General features: G+C 40.5%; 15 protein-coding genes. 13 read left to right on the forward strand and 2 right to left on the reverse strand.

Annotated features, from left to right (window positions below; genetic code table 11):
- The first annotated feature begins 30 nt into the window (after positions 1-30).
- From M1381_03655 to ccsA, 11 genes are all read left to right on the forward strand, one after another.
- On the forward strand, positions 31-1,713 hold the full coding sequence (locus tag M1381_03655; GenBank protein ID MCL4478181.1) for a hypothetical protein: 1,683 nt from the start codon (positions 31-33) through the stop codon (positions 1,711-1,713).
- Positions 1,714-1,738: 25 nt separating this feature from the next.
- Positions 1,739-3,868, forward strand: a complete 2,130-nt coding sequence (locus tag M1381_03660; protein MCL4478182.1) for an O-antigen ligase family protein — start codon at positions 1,739-1,741, stop codon at positions 3,866-3,868.
- 38 nt (positions 3,869-3,906) lie between these two features.
- Positions 3,907-4,758 carry a hypothetical protein gene (locus M1381_03665; protein MCL4478183.1) on the forward strand — a complete coding sequence of 284 codons (852 nt, stop codon included), beginning with the start codon at positions 3,907-3,909 and terminating at the stop codon, positions 4,756-4,758.
- A complete protein-coding gene (locus M1381_03670; GenBank protein MCL4478184.1) occupies positions 4,751-5,770 on the forward strand; it encodes a 6-bladed beta-propeller in 1,020 nt (339 codons plus the stop codon). The genes M1381_03665 and M1381_03670 overlap by 8 nt, the downstream gene beginning before the upstream one ends.
- Positions 5,751-6,482, forward strand: coding sequence for a cytochrome c3 family protein (locus tag M1381_03675; protein ID MCL4478185.1), 732 nt, complete (start codon positions 5,751-5,753; stop codon positions 6,480-6,482). The genes M1381_03670 and M1381_03675 overlap by 20 nt, the downstream gene beginning before the upstream one ends.
- Before the next feature lie 11 nt (positions 6,483-6,493).
- The gene (locus tag M1381_03680) at positions 6,494-7,660 is read left to right on the forward strand and encodes a cytochrome c3 family protein (GenBank protein ID MCL4478186.1); all 1,167 of its coding nucleotides are present in this window, start codon (positions 6,494-6,496) and stop codon (positions 7,658-7,660) included.
- Between the two features lie 408 nt (positions 7,661-8,068).
- Complete coding sequence (locus M1381_03685) at positions 8,069-9,472, forward strand: NHL repeat-containing protein (protein MCL4478187.1); 1,404 nt, start codon at positions 8,069-8,071, stop codon at positions 9,470-9,472.
- On the forward strand, positions 9,465-10,919 hold the full coding sequence (locus M1381_03690; GenBank protein ID MCL4478188.1) for a B12-binding domain-containing radical SAM protein: 1,455 nt from the start codon (positions 9,465-9,467) through the stop codon (positions 10,917-10,919). The genes M1381_03685 and M1381_03690 overlap by 8 nt, the downstream gene beginning before the upstream one ends.
- A gap of 4 nt (positions 10,920-10,923) precedes the next feature.
- Complete coding sequence (locus tag M1381_03695) at positions 10,924-13,707, forward strand: hypothetical protein (GenBank protein ID MCL4478189.1); 2,784 nt, start codon at positions 10,924-10,926, stop codon at positions 13,705-13,707.
- Between the two features lie 5 nt (positions 13,708-13,712).
- Positions 13,713-15,077, forward strand: a complete 1,365-nt coding sequence (locus tag M1381_03700; GenBank protein MCL4478190.1) for a cytochrome c biogenesis protein ResB — start codon at positions 13,713-13,715, stop codon at positions 15,075-15,077.
- Positions 15,074-15,892, forward strand: a complete 819-nt coding sequence (gene ccsA / locus M1381_03705) for a cytochrome c biogenesis protein CcsA (GenBank protein MCL4478191.1) — start codon at positions 15,074-15,076, stop codon at positions 15,890-15,892. The genes M1381_03700 and ccsA overlap by 4 nt, the downstream gene beginning before the upstream one ends.
- A 94-nt stretch (positions 15,893-15,986) precedes the next feature.
- Here the strand turns inward: ccsA and M1381_03710 are convergent, their stop codons facing one another.
- On the reverse strand, positions 15,987-16,265 hold the full coding sequence (locus M1381_03710; GenBank protein ID MCL4478192.1) for a PQQ-binding-like beta-propeller repeat protein: 279 nt from the start codon (positions 16,263-16,265) through the stop codon (positions 15,987-15,989).
- A gap of 142 nt (positions 16,266-16,407) precedes the next feature.
- On the opposite strand from M1381_03710, the gene M1381_03715 reads away from it, so the two are divergent.
- Positions 16,408-17,091, forward strand: coding sequence for a porin family protein (locus tag M1381_03715; GenBank protein MCL4478193.1), 684 nt, complete (start codon positions 16,408-16,410; stop codon positions 17,089-17,091).
- Between the two features lie 1,089 nt (positions 17,092-18,180).
- Here M1381_03715 and M1381_03720 read toward each other — a convergent pair.
- Entirely contained in the window at positions 18,181-19,122 is a 942-nt protein-coding gene (locus M1381_03720; protein ID MCL4478194.1) for a hypothetical protein, read from the reverse strand.
- 271 nt (positions 19,123-19,393) lie between these two features.
- Between M1381_03720 and M1381_03725 the strand changes: the two genes are divergently transcribed.
- On the forward strand, positions 19,394-19,644 hold a 251-nt coding region (locus M1381_03725), incomplete at its 3' end, for a hypothetical protein (protein ID MCL4478195.1).

The following is a 19,644-nucleotide window of genomic DNA, read 5'->3' on the forward strand; positions in this document are numbered from 1 at the left end:
ACAAAAAAACGATATACTGCAATGAAAGTGATGCAAAGATATATACTAATAATCGTATATCTATTGTTTTTACCAATAAGTGTATATGCACACAAGTATTATATAGGAGGGCAGGCAAGTTTAAGGTATGAGGACTACCTTGCTGATTATAATAATACCTCTAGCTATACAAGAGGGTTTGGTGGTGTATTAGGACTTAACTTCGCAACTTATATATACGATCCAAGACTAGCTGTATTTTCTTCTGGCCTTAATATTGATGATATAGATTACACAACAACTGGAGGAGGATTAAGAAGATATACAACAGGTTATGTATTAAACCTTACCTTCCTGCCGGATAGCTCTCCATTGCTCTTCTATATAAGAGACATATATAATGAGCAGGACACAGGTATAGGTTACCTTCTCAGAATGCGGACCTTTTCTTACGGTCTAAACTGGGCTATTGCTGTAAACTCTCTTCCAAGATTAAATATTATTCTTGATAAAACACGCAATGAAATATCCGGCATTCCTTACATATTCAAGCAGGACAGAACAACTTCTGTTGTATCGTTCTCACAGGCGAACAGGGATAATATATTAACAGGTCAATATCAGTATATTAGCCAGAATGATCTTATCACTAACAGCAATTATACTACAAAGGGGCTTAGTATTAATGATAATAAAACCTTTAACAAGACATTACACCTTTATACAGGATTAAACACCTATAATTTTACATTTGCATATCCGTCACAAACAACAATTTCAACAGATCAACTCAATGTTTATACAAACCTTGTAAGCACCCCTGACTGGAGAATAACAACCAACTATTTTGCCAACTATAGTACGAATGCCTACAGTAAAGGCAGTTCTCAGGGCACACAGGCAGGCTACAACCTTTATTATCGTGCAACAAATACCATAAGTTTTTTAAACGGTATTTATGTAATAGATTCAAGAAGCTCCGGTGATGCAGGCACCAGCTCAATGGACACAGAATTTATGCAAGGAGGCATTACCTATTTAAAGCCATGGGATCACTACTATATGAATGCAGGGTATAATATTGGGGTTGCAATGATACAGAATCCACCTGTTGGTCAGGGGCTGGCGCATACTCATTATTTTGACGGTGGTATAGGCACAAAAGATTTTAAATTCTTTAATGTGTACAATGACCTGAATTATATGATCACAAAATACACACAGGGTTCAGGTAATAATCTTGATGACTTCCGCTATCTTGCACAACTATATAGTGCTTATTTTAAACCTGCTTATCTTCAATCCAATTTTACATATGAAAGGGTATTTCAAAGCGGTTTCTATAACCAGTACCCTTTCTACAATCGTATGCTTAATCTTATATTTTCTCTGCCTGTATCATACGTTGGTTTATTCTCGCTCACAGGAGGGATTCTCAACAATTCCACCCCTCAGGCATGGTACAGGAATCAATATGTTTCGACAACACTTGGCATAACATCCATTCAGAATACCGCTGCAAATATAGTTTTTCAGTATGGATTTAATAGTGCATCATATTACCCATCATCTGAATATACGAGGTATGAGGTTTATGTAACACACTTCTACCGCATGCTGTTTATCAATATAAAAGGATACTTGATTAACCAGCACATACCAGGTGCCAACAGCAATGTTCATGGATTGATCATTCAACTTGGAAGAAACTTCGGGGGTTATATTGGTGAATAAGTATTTAAAACCTCTATTACTAATTATGTTTTTTTGGTGCTTAATAATACCCATTGTTAAGTGGGGATGGGAGTATGAGTGGATAAAGATCACATTTTCTGCTTTATCTGCTTTTATATTTTTTGGACTTGTCTCTATAATCCATCAGAATAAAATGCCTACAAAAATACCTGGTGTAATGCTGTTTACAGGGATAATAGGTATATGGATTGTTATTTCTATAATATCCTCAAAAGTACCTATAAAAGGGTTTGTTGAAATTATAAAAGTACTTGGTCCATTTTTTATGTATCCTGCTTTGATTATCCTTGCACCGGATGACAACGATATGGACCTACTTACAATTGCTATTGCTATCGGGGTCATAATAAGTGCATCAATAGGTTTTGTTCAGCTTACAGGTGTATATGGCTATATTCCCACTGATCAGTATGGCAGGATAAATCCAATATCTACCTTTGGGCTATCAAATTTTGGTGCTGAGTACATTGTCAGTGTCTTACCTTTGCTTATAAGTCAATTTATTTTCAGGAAAAAACTGTGGAACAGCATTGTCATTGGTATTGGGATAATAGGAGGCATACTGTATGTTATAATTTCACATTCAAGAGCTTCATGGATTGCTCTCATTATTTTAAGTCTTGTAAGCATTGGTATGTTTATTTCTGTAAGAAGGAAAAGGCAATTCAAAATAAATCTGTCCCCTTTATACATAACAGGTATAATGGTTGCAGGTACTTTTTTGCTCTCCTTGATATTCAGTCAGACAAGCAGTCTGATCAAACATTTCACATCTATATTCAATGTATATTATCCCGATAACATCGTAAGATTGCTTACATGGAAATCAATACTTGTATATCTTGCACCATCACATCCTGTTTTAGGCATTGGGTTTGGTGCATTTGATGCTGTATTCCCGTTATATGCTGATAAGACATTATCCCTGATGACATTTTCAAATCATGTTACTATGAACTATGCACATAACGAATACCTCAACATACTGTCAGAAACAGGCATCCCTGGATTCCTGATGTTTATTGGTTTACTCATGTATATACTATACGAATTTGTATACAGTATATCAAAGGCTAAAGGAAAAGATATACCTGTTCTTATTGGCGGGTTCCTCGGATTTATCAACCTGCTTATTATTGGCTTATTTTCATTCCCTCTTAGAATGCCTGCAACAGCCGTTTTATTCTGGATGTATGCTGGCATTGGTAGTTTATACTCTCATAGCACATTTAATGTGAAGCCTTATGTATGGAAGATCAGCAACTATGTACTAGTAGTTTTGAGCTTTTTAGTATTCATTGCTGCTTTTCATATAACCCTTGCCCAAAGGGCATACCTCTTTGCTAATACCCTATTCAAACAGAACCATACCCAAAGCTCTGCAATGATGGGTGAGATTGAAGATAAACTTTCTTATGCCATTACCCAGGCACCTTTTAATGAAAACTATTTTTTTGACAGGGCAATGATTAGAATTAACCGTGGTAACAGAATCGGTGCTTTAAAGGATCTGAAAGATACTATAAATCTATCCCCATACTATCTTCAGGCGCGGCGATGGCTTGGCATACTTTATTCAGATAAGGGTGATTATAGCAATGCAATGAAACAATTTAACATGGCATACAAGCTTGCTTATTTTTCTCCTACTGTTCAGGCGATTATCATGAACGATCAGACAGTGGTACTTATAAGAAAAGGCAATTACACCGCAGCACTTAATACTGTTAAAAAGACCCGGCTTCTTGATCCATACAATTATACATTGTTTGAATTACAAGGAGAAGCAAGTGAACATCTTGGCTTATATGATCAGTCACTGCAGGCATATAAACATGCGTTAGAGTTAAATCCTGAACAGAGAGATACGGCTGTTAATCTTGCATCACTCTATATACAGTTAAAGAAATATGATAAGGCTTTATCTCTATTGAAGGCTGTTAAACAACCTGATGCGTATGTGTACTACAACCTCGCATGTACTTATGCAAGGATGGGCAATCAACGTGAAGCATGGAGAAACATATCTATTGCAATAAAGATGAATAAAGCATTATATCCCAGTGCCTTAAATGATCCTGATCTCCGCGCCCTGCATATATTTTTAAAGAAACTGCCAGAGAGATTATTATGATATTGCGGAATATTGCCTTAAATTTATGCATATCAATTGTGCTTATCCTTTGTATTGCCGGGGCAGTATTTTCAGCGCCGTACAAGAATGGATTATCGGGTATGTTTGATGTACCTGATACGACTACATTAGGCAGCGGCGCATTTCTGTACAACGTATGGGCAGAGTACTATAAACAGGATAGGACAGATAACTTTAATGTTTCACCCGTTACTGTCTCATTTGGTATACTGGATAATCTGGAAGTTATGATTGGTGCTGTGCATTACAACAAGTATCAACTGCTTTATGAAAAAAACAGCATAGGTATGATTGTTGGCGCTAAATGGCGATATTTTCAAAACCCAGACCTCGCTACTTCTGTAATTGGCGACAACATTTCAGGACATCCTTCAGTAGATATACGAGAGGTTATTGAGAAACGCTTTAACAAGCTTAATCTCACCTTCAGTACCGGCTATCTGTCCGTGCTAAGAGCACTCATTTTAAGTGGTGGCATAATTTACAGGGCAGGAGAGCAATGGGATATACTCTTTGATACAGACAACTGGATCGTTAACAGCACTGTTTTCAAAAACAGATTTGAAGGCACAGCAGGTGCAAGGTACTATTTTGCTAATAGATCAACTGTTTTATCAGGCGGCATTGGTGGTGGTATGTCTTATACAGGAAAGGATGAGATGCATATTATCTTAGGACTTAGTGTATGCTCTTCCTCACAATCACTCAACAATGCTAAAATTGTTGAAGCAACCAAACCAACCTCTGAATCAGCCACACAACTCAATACGGTTAAACAGAAGACATTTGAATCACCAGTACCTGAGTTTAAGATGCGCATGCCTATCCAACCTGTTCCCGATGAAAATACGGGTAAAAAAAATGATTAAAAAGCGTTTTATTATATCGCTTTTTTTATTCGTAGTTTTAACAGGATGTGCACACACGCCGCAATTCAAAACTGTAAATATTGTTTGGCCTGAAAACAACCCGCGCATATCATTTGTCCGCTCTGTATACTCTGCAAATGATCTAGGTATCAGGCCCGGATGGATTTCACGGATATTCAGTTTTATCACAGGTGCAAATAGCCAGTACAGTATCCGGTTTTCTCCTTTTGCGATTGCTGCTTACAAAGGAATTATAGGTGTTACAGATATACAGGCATCAGATGTGAGGCTTTTTGATAAGGATAATAACAGCTTTACTATTATCAGTAAATGTGGCGCTTCATATTTTACCACACCAACAGGCATAGCAATAACAGAAAATAGAGTATATGTTGCGGATTCCTCTCAGAAAAGTGTATTTATAATAAGCAGGAGCGGCAGGTGTCTGGAAAGCATTACCAATAGTTTATTTATCAGACCCACTTCTGTTGCCATTGCAGGAAATGGAGATATATACATAGTAGATACAGGTATGAACATGGTTTTTGTATACGATAATAGAGATAAATTTAAATTTTCTTTCGGCTCGCATGGCGATAGAGCAGGTGAGTTTAATTTTCCAACAGCCATCACAATAAAAAATAACACAGTATTTATCATAGACAGCCTTAACTTCAGGATCCAGATATTTTCACTTAACGGTAAATTTATATCATCCTTTGGCAGACAGGGAGATGGAAGCGGTGATTTTGCCAGACCCAAAGGCATAGCAGTGGATTCGGATGGCATTATTTATATAAGTGATGCATTGTTTGATGTGGTTCAGATGTTTAGCGCTAAAGGGGATTATCTTATGACATTTGGAAGGCATGGAACAGATGGTGGAGAGTTATCAATGCCATCAGGCATAGTTGTTGAACACGGCCGCATTTATGTTGCAGATGAGTTAAACAACAGGATTGATATATTTAAAAGGATAGTTGATACGGAGAATGGAGCACCACATCAATAAACAAAGAGATACCTATGTTTCACTGTTTGTAAAGGGAGCGGCTGTAATTCTTTTACCTGCAATGTTATTACTGCTGAGCTGCAGTCTTGCGTATGCTGGAAGTGTTCTGAATACGCTGCATAATCTGTCTATATCAGGTCCCGGCCAGATAAAGTCCACAACAGAGAAACAGGTGTGTATATTCTGTCATACCCCACATGATGCTGAACCACATACGCCTCTTTGGAACAAAAAACTTAATACAGGTACAAATTACAACATATACTGGTCCAATAGCCTTGAATCAATGTCACCTGGTGGGAAACCTGTAACACCCGATGGGGCTTCAAAGCTGTGTCTGAGCTGCCATGATGGTACTATAGCCATTGGTCAGGTCAGGAGCAGGAGATCACCAATCCCCATGCAGAACAACATAACGACAATGCCATCAACATCAAAGGGGTATCTTGGAACAAACCTTTCTGGCAGTCATCCCATATCCTTTGTTGTAACACAAAAGATAATTACACAGAGCTATGTTACAGGTTCAAATCTTGCTAGCATGACAGAGATGAAAGATGATCCTGATGGAGTAAGGCTTGACCGCAATAATGAGGTTCAGTGTATATCATGCCACAATCCGCACCAGGATGATAATTTTTCTGCCTCTGGCGTGCATTTTCTAAGAAAATCAAATATTACGCAGGTTTGTATAACCTGTCATAAAATGTAATAGATGTAACCATGAAGAGAATATTTTTACTGATTATTGTTGGCTTGGTATCATATATTATATTACAGTATCAGGTGCATGCAGACGCTATAAATACGATAAACCCACATCTCTCTCTGCCCAAAGGATGTGCAAGCTGTCACGCTGGTCATGGCGTTGCTGGAACGCCCATGCTTGTAAAAAACGGCTCAAGTCTGTGTTTTCAATGTCATGGCAGTGCACAGGAACAGAATAAGGCAAAGCTTTCAGGTATGCTCCTGCTGTTATCACCAATACCTGATGTTGCAGATGACTTTCAAAAGCCATCACATCACCCTATTGATACAGTTGCATACATGACAGTTATGGAGCAAAAACACGGGCAGATAAATACTACAACGCGTCATGCTGAGTGTATTGACTGCCATAGTCCGCATCATCTAGAGTTAGGGGGTATCTCTCAAATAGGTCAGAGAAAGATGCTATGGCTTAACCACAGTATGCACTATGAGTATGAACTTTGTTTTAAATGTCATGCAAACCAGTCCCTACCACCTTATGAAACAGACAAGGCAATAGAATTTAATCCGTCAAATGCATCATATCACCCTGTTGAGTCACCAGGGAAAAACTATCTTGTTCCAAGTCTGATCCCTCCATGGACAATATCAAGCTATGTAAACTGCACCGATTGCCATAGTGCTGATAATGCAATAGGTGGCTCTTCGCCGCATGGCTCTATATATGCGCCGATACTCAACAAGAATTACTATAAACAGGACGGCAGGCCTGAAAGTGATTATGCGTATGCTTTATGCTATCAGTGCCATAACAGGACAAGTATACTGAGTAACCAGAGCTTCTTGTATCACAGAGAACATATAGTGAATGCGAACACCTCTTGTTTTACATGTCATGATTCACATGGTTCTATTAATTATCCCTATCTTATAAGGTTTAACAAAGATCCAAGGTTTACTGTTGTGCTGCCAAACTCCGAGGGTAGACTTAATGTTGTATTTAAAACGCAAAACAATGTCGAATGTTTTTTAAGTTGCCACGGTGTGGATCATAATCCAACTCCAAATATGTTTACCTCAACAACAAGGTCTTCAATACCTTCTTTAAGTCCATTGAATTATAATCCCGGTATGCCGTCACCATACTTTAATCCATTTCCTGTGCCCTATCATAAATGAAGCGATCCCCCTCAGATATAAGAATGGCAATGGCGCATAAAATGTGTTGTCTTATTAGCAAGTAGTGAAAAATAAAGAAGATATTATTTTTGTTAGTAGTAGTGAGTGCGGTGTTCAATTTGCCCCTTTATGCCAATACCCGGAATGTTTCTTTCACCCAGTGGGATAGTGACAAAATTATAAGACTTTAGGAAGGACAGAAGGCAATAAATCAAAGGATATATGAAGTGTTCAAAAGACTCAAGGGTAGCAGAAGTGTTAAAGCACATTGGATTATTATGATCTAAATGCTCTAAAGTTATAAACAATTCGACTTTATTTTTTGTGTTAAATCCATAAAAATGGATAACGGATAAGATTAATGTGGCATGTTTCTTGCTATATATTTTATGAGAAAGAGAGATAAATATGTTTAAAAATATAGGTATTTGTATAATTGCCCTCTTGTTGACATACGCTACAATAGGGGCAAGTAATGCCAATGCATCCGTACCTGTGATCAATGGTATTAATGCGATTCCATCTGCATTATTCCCCGGTAGAACAAGTATAATAGATGTGAATGCAAGCTCAACTGATAATGGGATGCTTGTGTATACATATTCGTGTAATGCTGGTAGCTTTATTACCTGGATTGGTAGTCAGGCAAGATGGCTATCCCCAGTTGTTGGTGGGCATTATACTATCACAATTACTGTAAGCTCTACAAAAGGGGGCGAGGCATTTACCTATGTTTCATTGGAGGTTCAACCTGCCTTCTATTATAAAAGCCTTAATAATCTTGAGGAGCCTGTTTATCTGACAACTGATCGCAATGGCAACCTTTATATATCCGAGCCTTATGCCAGAAGGCTTACAGCATTTAACAGCAGGGACAAAATCCTTTTCAGCGGTTCAACAACCATCAAAAATGGTCCACTTACTGTTATGAATAATATGATTTACGTTGCTTCAAAGACAGACGGCAGTATAAATGCCTATTCCACAGTTGATGGTGGTTTTGTATCAACAATATGTAAGAAAAATACTTTTAATAATCCCTCAGGTATTGCAGGTAATGATTCTGCAAGAATCCTTTATGTTTCTGATGGCTCTAATATTCATATTATAGATACTGTCTGTAATAGATTGGGTGATATTGCCTATATCAGCAACGGTATGCCTGTTGGTATGAACTTTGATAATGTTGATGGTGTACTATCCATAGCTGATCCGCTCAGTGCAAACGTAACCATAATAAATACCCTAAACAATAGCTCTGTTCAGGTCGGTCAGTATGGAGTAAATGGCTCCATAGGATGGTCTGGATTTAACCCCGGCTTTGATAATGGAACAAGCCTTATAAGACCTTTAAGCGTTGCAAAGGATGCCTTTAACAGATACTACGTTGCTGATGGTTATCAGAATTCGGTATTTGTTTATACAGATCAGAACATGTTTGTAGGCTCAATAGGGTATTATGGTACTGACCCTGGCGCATTCAAAAATCCAACAAGCCTTGCTATTGATAGAACCAACGGGTTTCTATATGTTGCTGATCCTTTTAATAACCGCGTTGAGGTATTCAACATTGATAAAAAACCATTGCCCCCAACCAGTTCAACAACCATCGTAAACCCGCCAACAACCATTGTAAACCCGCCAACAACAGTCACAAGCAATGCTGTGGCAATTTCAAAAAGTACAGGCTGTGCATGTAATTTGTCTGGCAGTGGATCAGGTAGCGTATCAATAATGGATGGGATGGATGGATATACTGAGCTGGTTATGCTTGGATTGTTTATGTTGTTGATCAGGAGAAAGCATGCGTAACCGCATAAAAAAGGTACTGCTTGTTACGCCACCTTATCACTCAGGTGTCGTGGAATCTGCAGGCGTATGGCTACCGCTTGGTTTTGTCTATATTGCTGGTGCTCTGAGAGAAAAGGGTTATGAAACCGAGATCTATGATGCAATGAGCCTGTTTCATACCCATGAGGACATAATCAGAAAAATAAAGACAGACAAACCCGATGTGGTTGCAACAACTGCAATAACAGCATCCTTGCCAGATGCAGTTGAGATTTTAAATCATGCAAAAATGATAGATGAACATATTATAACGGTGATTGGTAATGTACACCCAACATTTATGTTCAACGAACTGCTCAATAACCACGGTTCTATTGATTATATTATTAGAGGAGAGGGGGAAGTTACCTTTGCGGAACTCCTTGATGCCATCAATGCATACGGAAATATAGGGCATGTAAGGGGTATTGCATTCAAAACAGATGACTGTATACATATAACACCTGACCGTCAGCTTCTAATGGATCTTGATGCCTTATCACCTGCGTGGGACCTGGTTAACTGGAGGGACTATCGCTATTTTCCTGAGGATAATGCTACACTCGGCATAGTGAGCTCTTCCAGAGGATGCATTCATCAGTGCAGTTTCTGCTCACAGCAGCTTTTTTGGGAAAAAAAATGGAGACAGAGATCAGCACTATCATTCGTAAATGAACTTGAGATGCTCTCAGAGCAATATGGTGTAAGCGTTGTCATGCTTTCTGATGAATATCCTACAGCAAACAGACAGCGTTGGCTTGATATACTCAATCTTATTATCCTCAGAGGCTTGAAGATCAAGCTCCTTCTTGAAACAAGGGTTGATGACATTGTCAGAGATCAGGATATAATAGACCTTTATGTGAAGGCAGGGGTGTCGCATATATATGTTGGCGTAGAATCAGGTAGTAGTACATCCCTTGAGCTGTTCAAGAAAGATATAAAAACAGAACAAAGCAAAAGGGCAATTGATATAATCAACAAAGCGGGCATTGTATCAGAAACAAGCCTTGTACTTGGCATGCCCTACGAAACCTCTGACACAATAAAACAGGCACTTGATACCGCTGTTTATTATAACCCTGACATGGCTTTTTTTCTCGCAATAGCACCATGGCCCTACAGCGATATATATCCTCAGCTTAGGCATCACATAGCTGTACATGACTACAGAAAGTATAATCTCGTAGAGCCGGTTGTTAAGCCTGATGCAATGGAGCTCAGTGAGCTTGAAGATGATCTTATACAGGCAACAAAGGAATTTTATATGTATAAGATGAGGCAGTTGAAATCTATGCCCGCAAATAAGAGAAAATTTATGGTCAAACTGATGACGATACTTATGAAGAATTCATACATAGGCACAAAGCTGAGGGGAATGATCAAAGAGGATAAACAGATAATGTATATGATGCACAGAGGGGATTAAACTTATGAGTAGATTGACGCAACTTATCATTATCCTTTTTATAGTGATACTACCGCTTGCTGCTTATGCAACAGATCCACCTCATAATATGTCTTATGGTATATCCTGCTTGTCAAATCCTCAGAACAATATTACAGGCTGCCATGTTGCTCATAATGCAGGAACAGCAGGCTTTCTTTTGACAAATACCGCGGCTACCATAGACAACCTATGTCAGAGCTGTCACAATGGAACCATAGCTGAGTTTGTTAAGGGACATTCCTCAACTACAACGACAACCAAATATGGGACATGGAGTAAGGCATGCACGGATTGTCATAGTCCCCACCAGCAGTATCAATGGCGCTCTTATGGTTCACAGGCTTATATCTTCACCGGTACTGTTTCATCTTTATCATCAACCCAGCTTACAGATACAAGCGTCAATTGGGCTATAAATCAATGGCTGGGCAGTATCCTTGTTCCTAATACAACCACTATAACAAACAGCATATATCCTGACACAAACAACCCTGCTATCTTTATGATAACAGGCAACAATGCGAATACACTTACGGTAAAGATTGTTTCAGGTAGTGCAGGGCTTAATGCATCGACAAGTGTTGGTGCAAACTACAGCATCTTTTACGGCAGACTTATGAGGTCACGGATGTATACAGCAGGATGGAATAATATATACTTTTATAATAACGCAGGGATGCATTCATTTGCAGATGGCACAACATTTACAACATCAGGTGGTATAAACTACTACACATCAAATATATGCGAGACATGCCATACACAAACGAACCATCACAGATATACATCAGGCGCCACATTTACCCTTGCGTGTTCTGGTCAGTCGCATCACAATGGACAGAACTGTATGGCATGTCATCCACACAGCAATGGGTTTGAGTTTACAGAAAGCCACGGTTCTCAGGATTGCATCCAGTGTCATTCATCTGTATTTAATCCCATGAACACAACAACGGATTTTCATCACTACATGAACAACACACAGCCAGTCTATCCAGTGCTTTCTATACCGGCCACACTAGAAGGAACAACAGATATAAACCGCAGATGTCTTATGTGTCATGCTGATCACGATGTGTTTAGCCCTGATGTGAATACATCAACAGGCGGCAGGGCTTATAACTTAAGGGCAGCTATCTCGTTATCTCCAACACCAACATCAACTAATACATTTACAAACACAGATTTCATAAACAGTACATCAACACCGGGTATCTGCCTATCCTGTCATATGACACTTCAGACAAAGAGCTACCTGCAATCTGACAATACAACAACCACGCCTTACATTCCTCTGTCAGATACACTCACAAATCAGGTTTCTGCATACAATGCTTCAGCACACAACTATCGAGTATCCTCGCTTTTCACGTCTTCAACAGAAACAGGATGCAATTATAACAATACATTTAATGCGAACTGTACAAAGTGTCATAATGACACGATGTATCCAAAAAGCTCTCAGGGTGCGCAAATAACAACATATCCACAGGTATTTGGCATTCATGATTCAAGCATTTCATCCATAGTTGCTCCGCTTGTGTTGTGGCTATTTCCATATCTTCAATCAGGTCTGCCATTCTCACCACTTAATGAAAAATTTTGTTATCAGTGCCACGGTGCGAGCAATCCGAATGCACCAAATAAGGATTACTACAATGTAGCTACGATGAGTGGGGTATCAACATCCATAGACAGTGCATTCAACAAGCCATACCAGCATCCAATAACCACAACAAGCTATCTGCATAAGCCTTATGGAGAAGGGCTGTTATTCAACGATGGAACGCTTAGTGGTGCAAACAGGCATGTGGCATGCACGGATTGCCATAACCCACATACAGCAACGCCATCCATCCCTCTGTATGGTGCAAGCGGCGTAACAGTCACAAATCCACAGCAGGATTTTATTGATCTCGTATCCTCCAATTACACGTACGCACCCAATGCATCTGTTACGCTGGCTCAATCTGGCGGGACGACAAACACAAACCTTGATTACAAACTGTGTTTCAAGTGTCATTCTAATTGGGCCTACGGGCTTGCAACAAACGCGCCTAATCCAACTCCATCTGCATCATGGCAGCAGACAAATATGGCACAAGAGTTTAATGTGAATAACTGGTCTTATCATTATGTAGAAGGTGATCAGACAGCATCCGTATTACCTGCATCAGGTACGGGATGTAATTCATACGGACCAAATATAGGCAATGTTACACCAAGGGCAAGCACAGCTTATGGCAATTTTAACACAACATACATTGGTGTGATGGATTCAACACTCGCAGGGCTTACTAATACCCAGATCCGAACAGCAAAGCTTAGATGCAGTAGCTGTCATGGGACAGACAATGCATCAAGTTCAGTGCCGGAAGGACCACACGGCTCTATAAACCCATTTATACTCAAAATACCTGCTGGCAGTCCTTATAACGCATGGGATAGTACAGTGAAATACGCTACGGACTCTGGAAGAATATGGTGTTTTAACTGTCATGACCCTAATTTTACAAATAGTGGATTTAGTAGTTTTGGTCAGAATCTACACACAAATCCCCATAATAACAGAGCCTGCCAGGCATGTCATGTTGCCATTCCGCATGGATGGAAGAGATACAGGTTGCTCAGATTTGATGATTGTGATCCTGCGCCTTACATGAGTATACCCAATTATGGATTTCATTCAGGGGTTACCTGGGCAACCAGTGGCAACTGGAGAGAAGGGAATTGTCATAATACGGGCGCGGTTGACAGTTGTGGTTAAATCCGGTGTTTAAATGGATAGATAATAAAATAAAAACTCTGTTAACTGTTCTAAGATCACGAAGCCTTGCTACAGTCTTTATCCTCTTAATAGCTATTTCTCTTATCCTATCCACATTAATCCCCCAGTGGAACTGGGAAGAGAGTAGCGAGTATTTTTACCTCCATACAACATACCCATGGGTTATGAAGGAACTCACAAGACTTATAGCTCTTATTGGACTCGAGCATGTTTACACAACATTGTGGTTTCTCAGTATTGTGCTGATTTTTTCTTTAAATATAGCTTTAAACTCTTATGAGCGGATAAATATTATAATAAAGCAGTTTAAAGATCATAAACCAATGTCACCAGATGAGATAGCAAGGCTTAAAATTCATAAGATTATCCCTACGAATAAAAACACAAAGGAGCTAAAAGAAAAGATTAAACATACATTGAAACATAAGGGCTACAGGATAAAAGCTTATGACAATGGATTGATAGCGTCAAAACATACTGTGGGTCTTTTAGGCGTTCCTCTCCTGCATCTGTCTATGCTCGTTATCTTGATAGGTGTACTTATAACAAATCTTACAGGTTTTAAAGGACATATTGAGCTATCAGAGGGACAAGTTTTTCCCACAGGAGAGCCAAAATTCTTAGGTCCTTCGTATGGCTCTCTCCATTTAAATCCTCAATTTGATTTTCAGATTAGATTAAAAAGCTTCAACGTAACATACTGGAACAAAGCGCATCCAAGGCTTTATAAGAGCATCGTAGAGGTTTATAAAAACGGAACGCTTCTGTTTTCTAAGGATGTTGAGATGAATAAGCCACTCAAACTGGAAGGATTTAACTTTTATCAAACAAAGTATTATGGCTACTCTGCCTATTTTGGGCTTGTGGACACGGCTACAGGTTATGAAACAGCAGGGTATGTAAACTTTCCCTATAAAGAGAACGCTATAGGTGCACTCACACAGCAATTTACTATCCCCGTACTTGGCTATCTGAGTATATTGAGCGTGAATGTATCCAATCCTGATAGGTTATCCATTGAGATCCTGGAAGGCGGTAAAAACCTTCATTACAACAATATTAAAAAGGGGGATGTGATTTCGCTTGGAGACTTTGAATTGGTTTTTCATAATATGGTAAAGTGGACAGGCTTTTACGTCTCCAGGGATTACGGTGTATCTGTTGTATTTACGGGATTCTTCTTACTCGTGCTTTCCATCCTTGGTTTTGTATTTATTATGCCCAAAAGGCTCTGGCTTGCTTATGAAAATGAAAAGCTCTTTATTGGTGCAAAGGTTTATAGTAGACTTACCACAGAGCATACCTATAAACAGGACATGGAAAATATTAAAAGAGAGTGTGAATTATGAAAGAAGAAATCATCCTTTACTGGATTGCGGTAAGCCTGTACGGGTTTGGCAGTATCTTTGCTATCATCGGATTTGTGTTCAAAAAAGAAAGGTTTACCACTATTGCACTTATTTTATGCGCTCTAGGACTTGTTCCTCACGGTGCATCAATACTTATAAGATGGATACGGATTGGACACGGCCCCTACATAAACATGTATGAGGTTATAAGCTCCAATACGTGGGTGGCGATGTTGTTTTATCTTCTTGTACAAAAAAAACTGAGCTTGTTAAAACAAGCTTCATTTGTCGTACTCCCTGTGATCTTCCTTGCCTGTGGCTTTGGTTTAATGGCATCTGCAAGAGATATACCACTTCCACCCTCGCTGAGAAGTTACTGGCTCGTCCTTCATGTGCTGTTTGCAAAGCTTACTGTTGGCTCCTTTCTTATAGCATTTGCAAGTGCTGTGCTTTATCTCTATAAGAACGATGCTAAACATAAGCCGTTGCTGCCTAACCAGTCTTTAGAGAAACTTGATATTGCTATCTACAGGTTTAATGCACTGGGCTTCGCTTTCTGTATTATAATGATAATAGCAGGCTCTATATGGGCAAACAATGCATGGGGCAGATATTGGGGATTTGATCCTGTAGAAACATGGTCACTCGTCGTATGGCTTGCATATGGGTTATTCTTGCATCTCAGGCTTAACAGAAACTGGGTGGGCAGAAGATCCGCAATATTAACAATCACCCTATTTCTCTTATCAATAGGTGCTTTCTTTTTTATTCCATACCTCTTTAAAACTATTCATTCAGAGTACCTTGTGAGATAAGTTAGAACTGTTTTTCAAATGGATAAAACAACATCTGAGGATCAATGCCTTTTATGGTTCATGTCATGGCCATGCGGGCCGGTGGTGATATAATTCAATGTATAGCATAGAGATTATTATCATGAGAACCAACATAGATCGTTCCATTTGCACCTACTGCAGGGGATGAGTAGATAAAGCTACCTGTTGGATATGACCATTTGTGCATGCCTGTGTCGATGTATGTATTAACAGTGCTTAATCCGGTATTACGTATATTCCCTCTAAATTTCGGCCATGGTGGATTACCTTTTAGCCCGCTGTTCTTGTTGCTCCCGCAGCCGGGTTCACTGAGTATTATGAATACCAAGGAGAAAATTAAATATCGTTTCATTTCACTCTCCTCAATAAAACGGATTATAGCTTTACAGAGGATAATCGTCAATGGGATTAAAAGCCCGCATTGGTTCCTTGCCCTTGCAAGGCTTTTCGTTTATTCTGTTAATAATCCCAAAGAATAAAAGGAGGACTTAAAAATGACAAAGTTGTTTAAACGGAGCATCCTGATCTTCATCACTACATTCATCCTTACATTCGCGATGTTTTTCTTCAGAGTTTCCATGAGTCATGCCGGATACGATGTCGCAACGGCAAACAACAACCACACGGGCTTTTATCTTGGTGCAGGTACCGGCTTCGACATACCCGCAGGACCGGACGAGGACGGGTACGGTTTAGGAATCGGCTGGACACTCAAACTCGGGTATCAGTTCATAAGGTACCTTGCAATCGAGGGCGGCTATCATCAGTCATTGGGCAGTTTTAATCAACAGAACAATACACCGTCCGGCACACAGTCATGGCAAGGGCTGTGGACCTTTATAGAAATCCCGTTCATTGAACTAAAGCCTATTATACCGTTGAGCCTGAGAAACAACCTGTATTTTATCCTGGGAATTGCTAACGCCGGTTTTGAGTTGGCAACATCCAATTTACCTTCCAATGTTACAATATCCTCTTTCGGCACAGGATACGATTTCGGGATGGGGTTTGAAGGCTATATAACGAACCATATCTCCCTCGGCGGCGAGTTGATATATCATAACTTTACAAATAATAAGTTTAACGCAAGCGGCGGGCTCAATGGAAGTGCTACAACACCTTACAATCTGAACATGAGCTTTACGTCTTTAAACTTCTCGTTCCTGTATCATTTTTGATCGGGATCCCATTGTCCTATCTATAAAATAAAGGGGCACGCTGAAGCGTGCCCCTTGTCGATTCGTCTTTTCGATGTCTTTATGAAGCTATCGTCCTTCTGACCTTCCCCTGGATTTTTCTTCGCGTCTTTGCTGGCCATGGGATTGTCTTTCCTCAGGGCGCTGGTATCTCTGCCCCCGGGACTGTCCAGGGTGTTCCCGTATCCACTGCTGGTGTCTTATAACCTCAGGTCTTCTCTGGTACTCCTGCTGCCTTTGGTATCTTATATACCGCCTTTGCTGTATAGCTCTGGGATGATAGTCCCGCACACCCCATTTCCTTTGCCGTTCCCAATACCTGTCGTTGTGCCAGCCTCTCCAGTTGCGTTGCAGTTCCCGGTCGGGAATACGTTCATAGTTCCACGGGTGTCCCTGCCAATCTCGGTCCCTGTAGTATTCTCTCCATCGCGGGTCTACGTCGTAGTAGAAACGCGGTACACGGTTGAAATAAATCCAGCCGCGGTTATAATATCGTGATCGATACCATCCGCCTTCCCACGGACGCCACCACCATCCGTTCCAGAAGAATAAATCTACCCCTACATTCGGCACAACGTACACATCATTCGTATCCGGCAGTACTACTACATCCGGCGGCGCCCCGAATACGACCGGCGGCGGCAGAGAGATTCCGATACTGATATCCACCCCTGCCATTGCCGGAACAGGAACGGACATTACCGGTATCAAAAGTATGAGCCCTAAGAGTAACTTTTTCATTTTGGTTCCTCCTTTGTCAGGTATGTTTCCTTATCTATACCATGCGATCCCGAATCAATCAATACAGCCTTTGTGCGATGTGTTTGAACCCCTTCTTTTCGTAAAAGAGATTCTCTGTTCCAATATGGCTATCGCGCAAAGTACATCAGATTGCGTTTTAGCGCACAAAACTTCTGATGGTATCGTGATTGCCCGCAAGAATGAATGTCAGCAGGTTTTTCTCCAGCTAAAACAGAAGTCTTATATGAATGCCGGCCATGATTTCCCAGTGAAGTCCCCGCAATTTCTTTAGACCCAGTTCCTGCGGCCGTTGTCCAAAATTGCCTTTCTCTACGGCCACTGAGGGCCGGAGTAGGGAAAGTACTGGGGGCCTTTTGCAGCACGGGCAAGTTTCGTTACCGTATCGTCGCCGTAGTTTGCGACCCATACATTACCCGCGCTGTCTATTGCTATTGCACAGGGCTCTGTCCCCGCAGCATATGTCCTTATGATTTTGCCGGTGGAGTTTAGCTCGGTAACACGGTTACTATATTGGTTCGTTACCCAGACATTGCCTGCATTATCTATGGCAACACCGTTAGGAGATGTTCCTGCGCTAAAGGTTCCCAGGAGTGTTCCCATCGAGTTGAGTTTTGTAACGGTGTTTGCACCATTATTGGCAACCCAGACATTCCCGGATCGGTCTATTGCTATGCCTATAGGATTTGACCCGACGGGATAGGTTCTCGTCCGTACACCGCCCGGGTTTAGTTTCGTAACGCTGGCGCTATCATTATTAACAACCCAGACATTCCCGGCTCTGTCTATCGCTATGTTCCAGGGCATTGTTCCGACGGTATAGGTTTCCACGGTTATTCCGGCAGATGAAAGTCTTGATACCGTAGAATCGAAATAATTAGAAACCCAGACATTCCCGGAGCTGTCGATCGCTATGCCTTTCGGCTCTGTTCCGACCGTATAGGCTTTTATGATTTTGCCGCTGGAGTCGAGTTCCGAAACGATGCTGTCGCCGTTATTGACAACCCAGACATTCCCGGAGCTGTCTATAGCTATGCCGTAAGGATATGTCCCGACAGGATAGGTTCCCATCCGGCCGCCGTTTGAGTTTAGTTCAGTAATATCCGCGCTGCCCTTATTAACAACCCAAACATTTCTGGCGCCATCTATCGCAATTGCCGCGGGCTGTGTTCCGGTATGGATGATCCCGCATCCCGCTGAAAAAATAATTACAATCGATGAAAAAGTTAAAAGTATTTTGATAGTTACTTTCATAATCCCCCTTTTAATCTATTCTTGAAAATGTCTTTTCTATTGTTTCGATCCAAAATCCCTTTCTTTTAAGGACACTGCGGGCCGGAGGCGTCACCGCTCAATTCTGTGATTCCGTTATTCCATTCATTGTCCATACAGATGGTAGCTTTACAGAAAATATCCGTCAAGCGGAAAAAACAGGATGCTGTATCCGCACCCGATATTTTTCTGTTTTTCAAACGCGTATTTTGGTGTATGGTGAAGAACAATGATTCTTATCCAAGGGGTACATATGAAAAAAGCGCTTCTCGGGCTGGTTGCTTTCAGTATGGTGTTTGCCGGTGTTCGGGGGTATGCTGATGGACATAGGTTTAACCGCCGGTTTGACCCTGTTGTTTTGCAGGGGACAACGATCTCCCCGTTTCTCGGTCGGAATATAGAGAATTTCAGGTTGTATAAGGTGGTCCGGGAAAAAGGAAAGCATGGGCTTGTGCGGGAGTCCTTACAATCGACACCTTTCCAGCCGATACCGTTTCAGATAGA

The organism is Deltaproteobacteria bacterium (genome assembly GCA_023382265.1).
Classification (GTDB): Bacteria; JAMCPX01; JAMCPX01; order JAMCPX01; family JAMCPX01; genus JAMCPX01.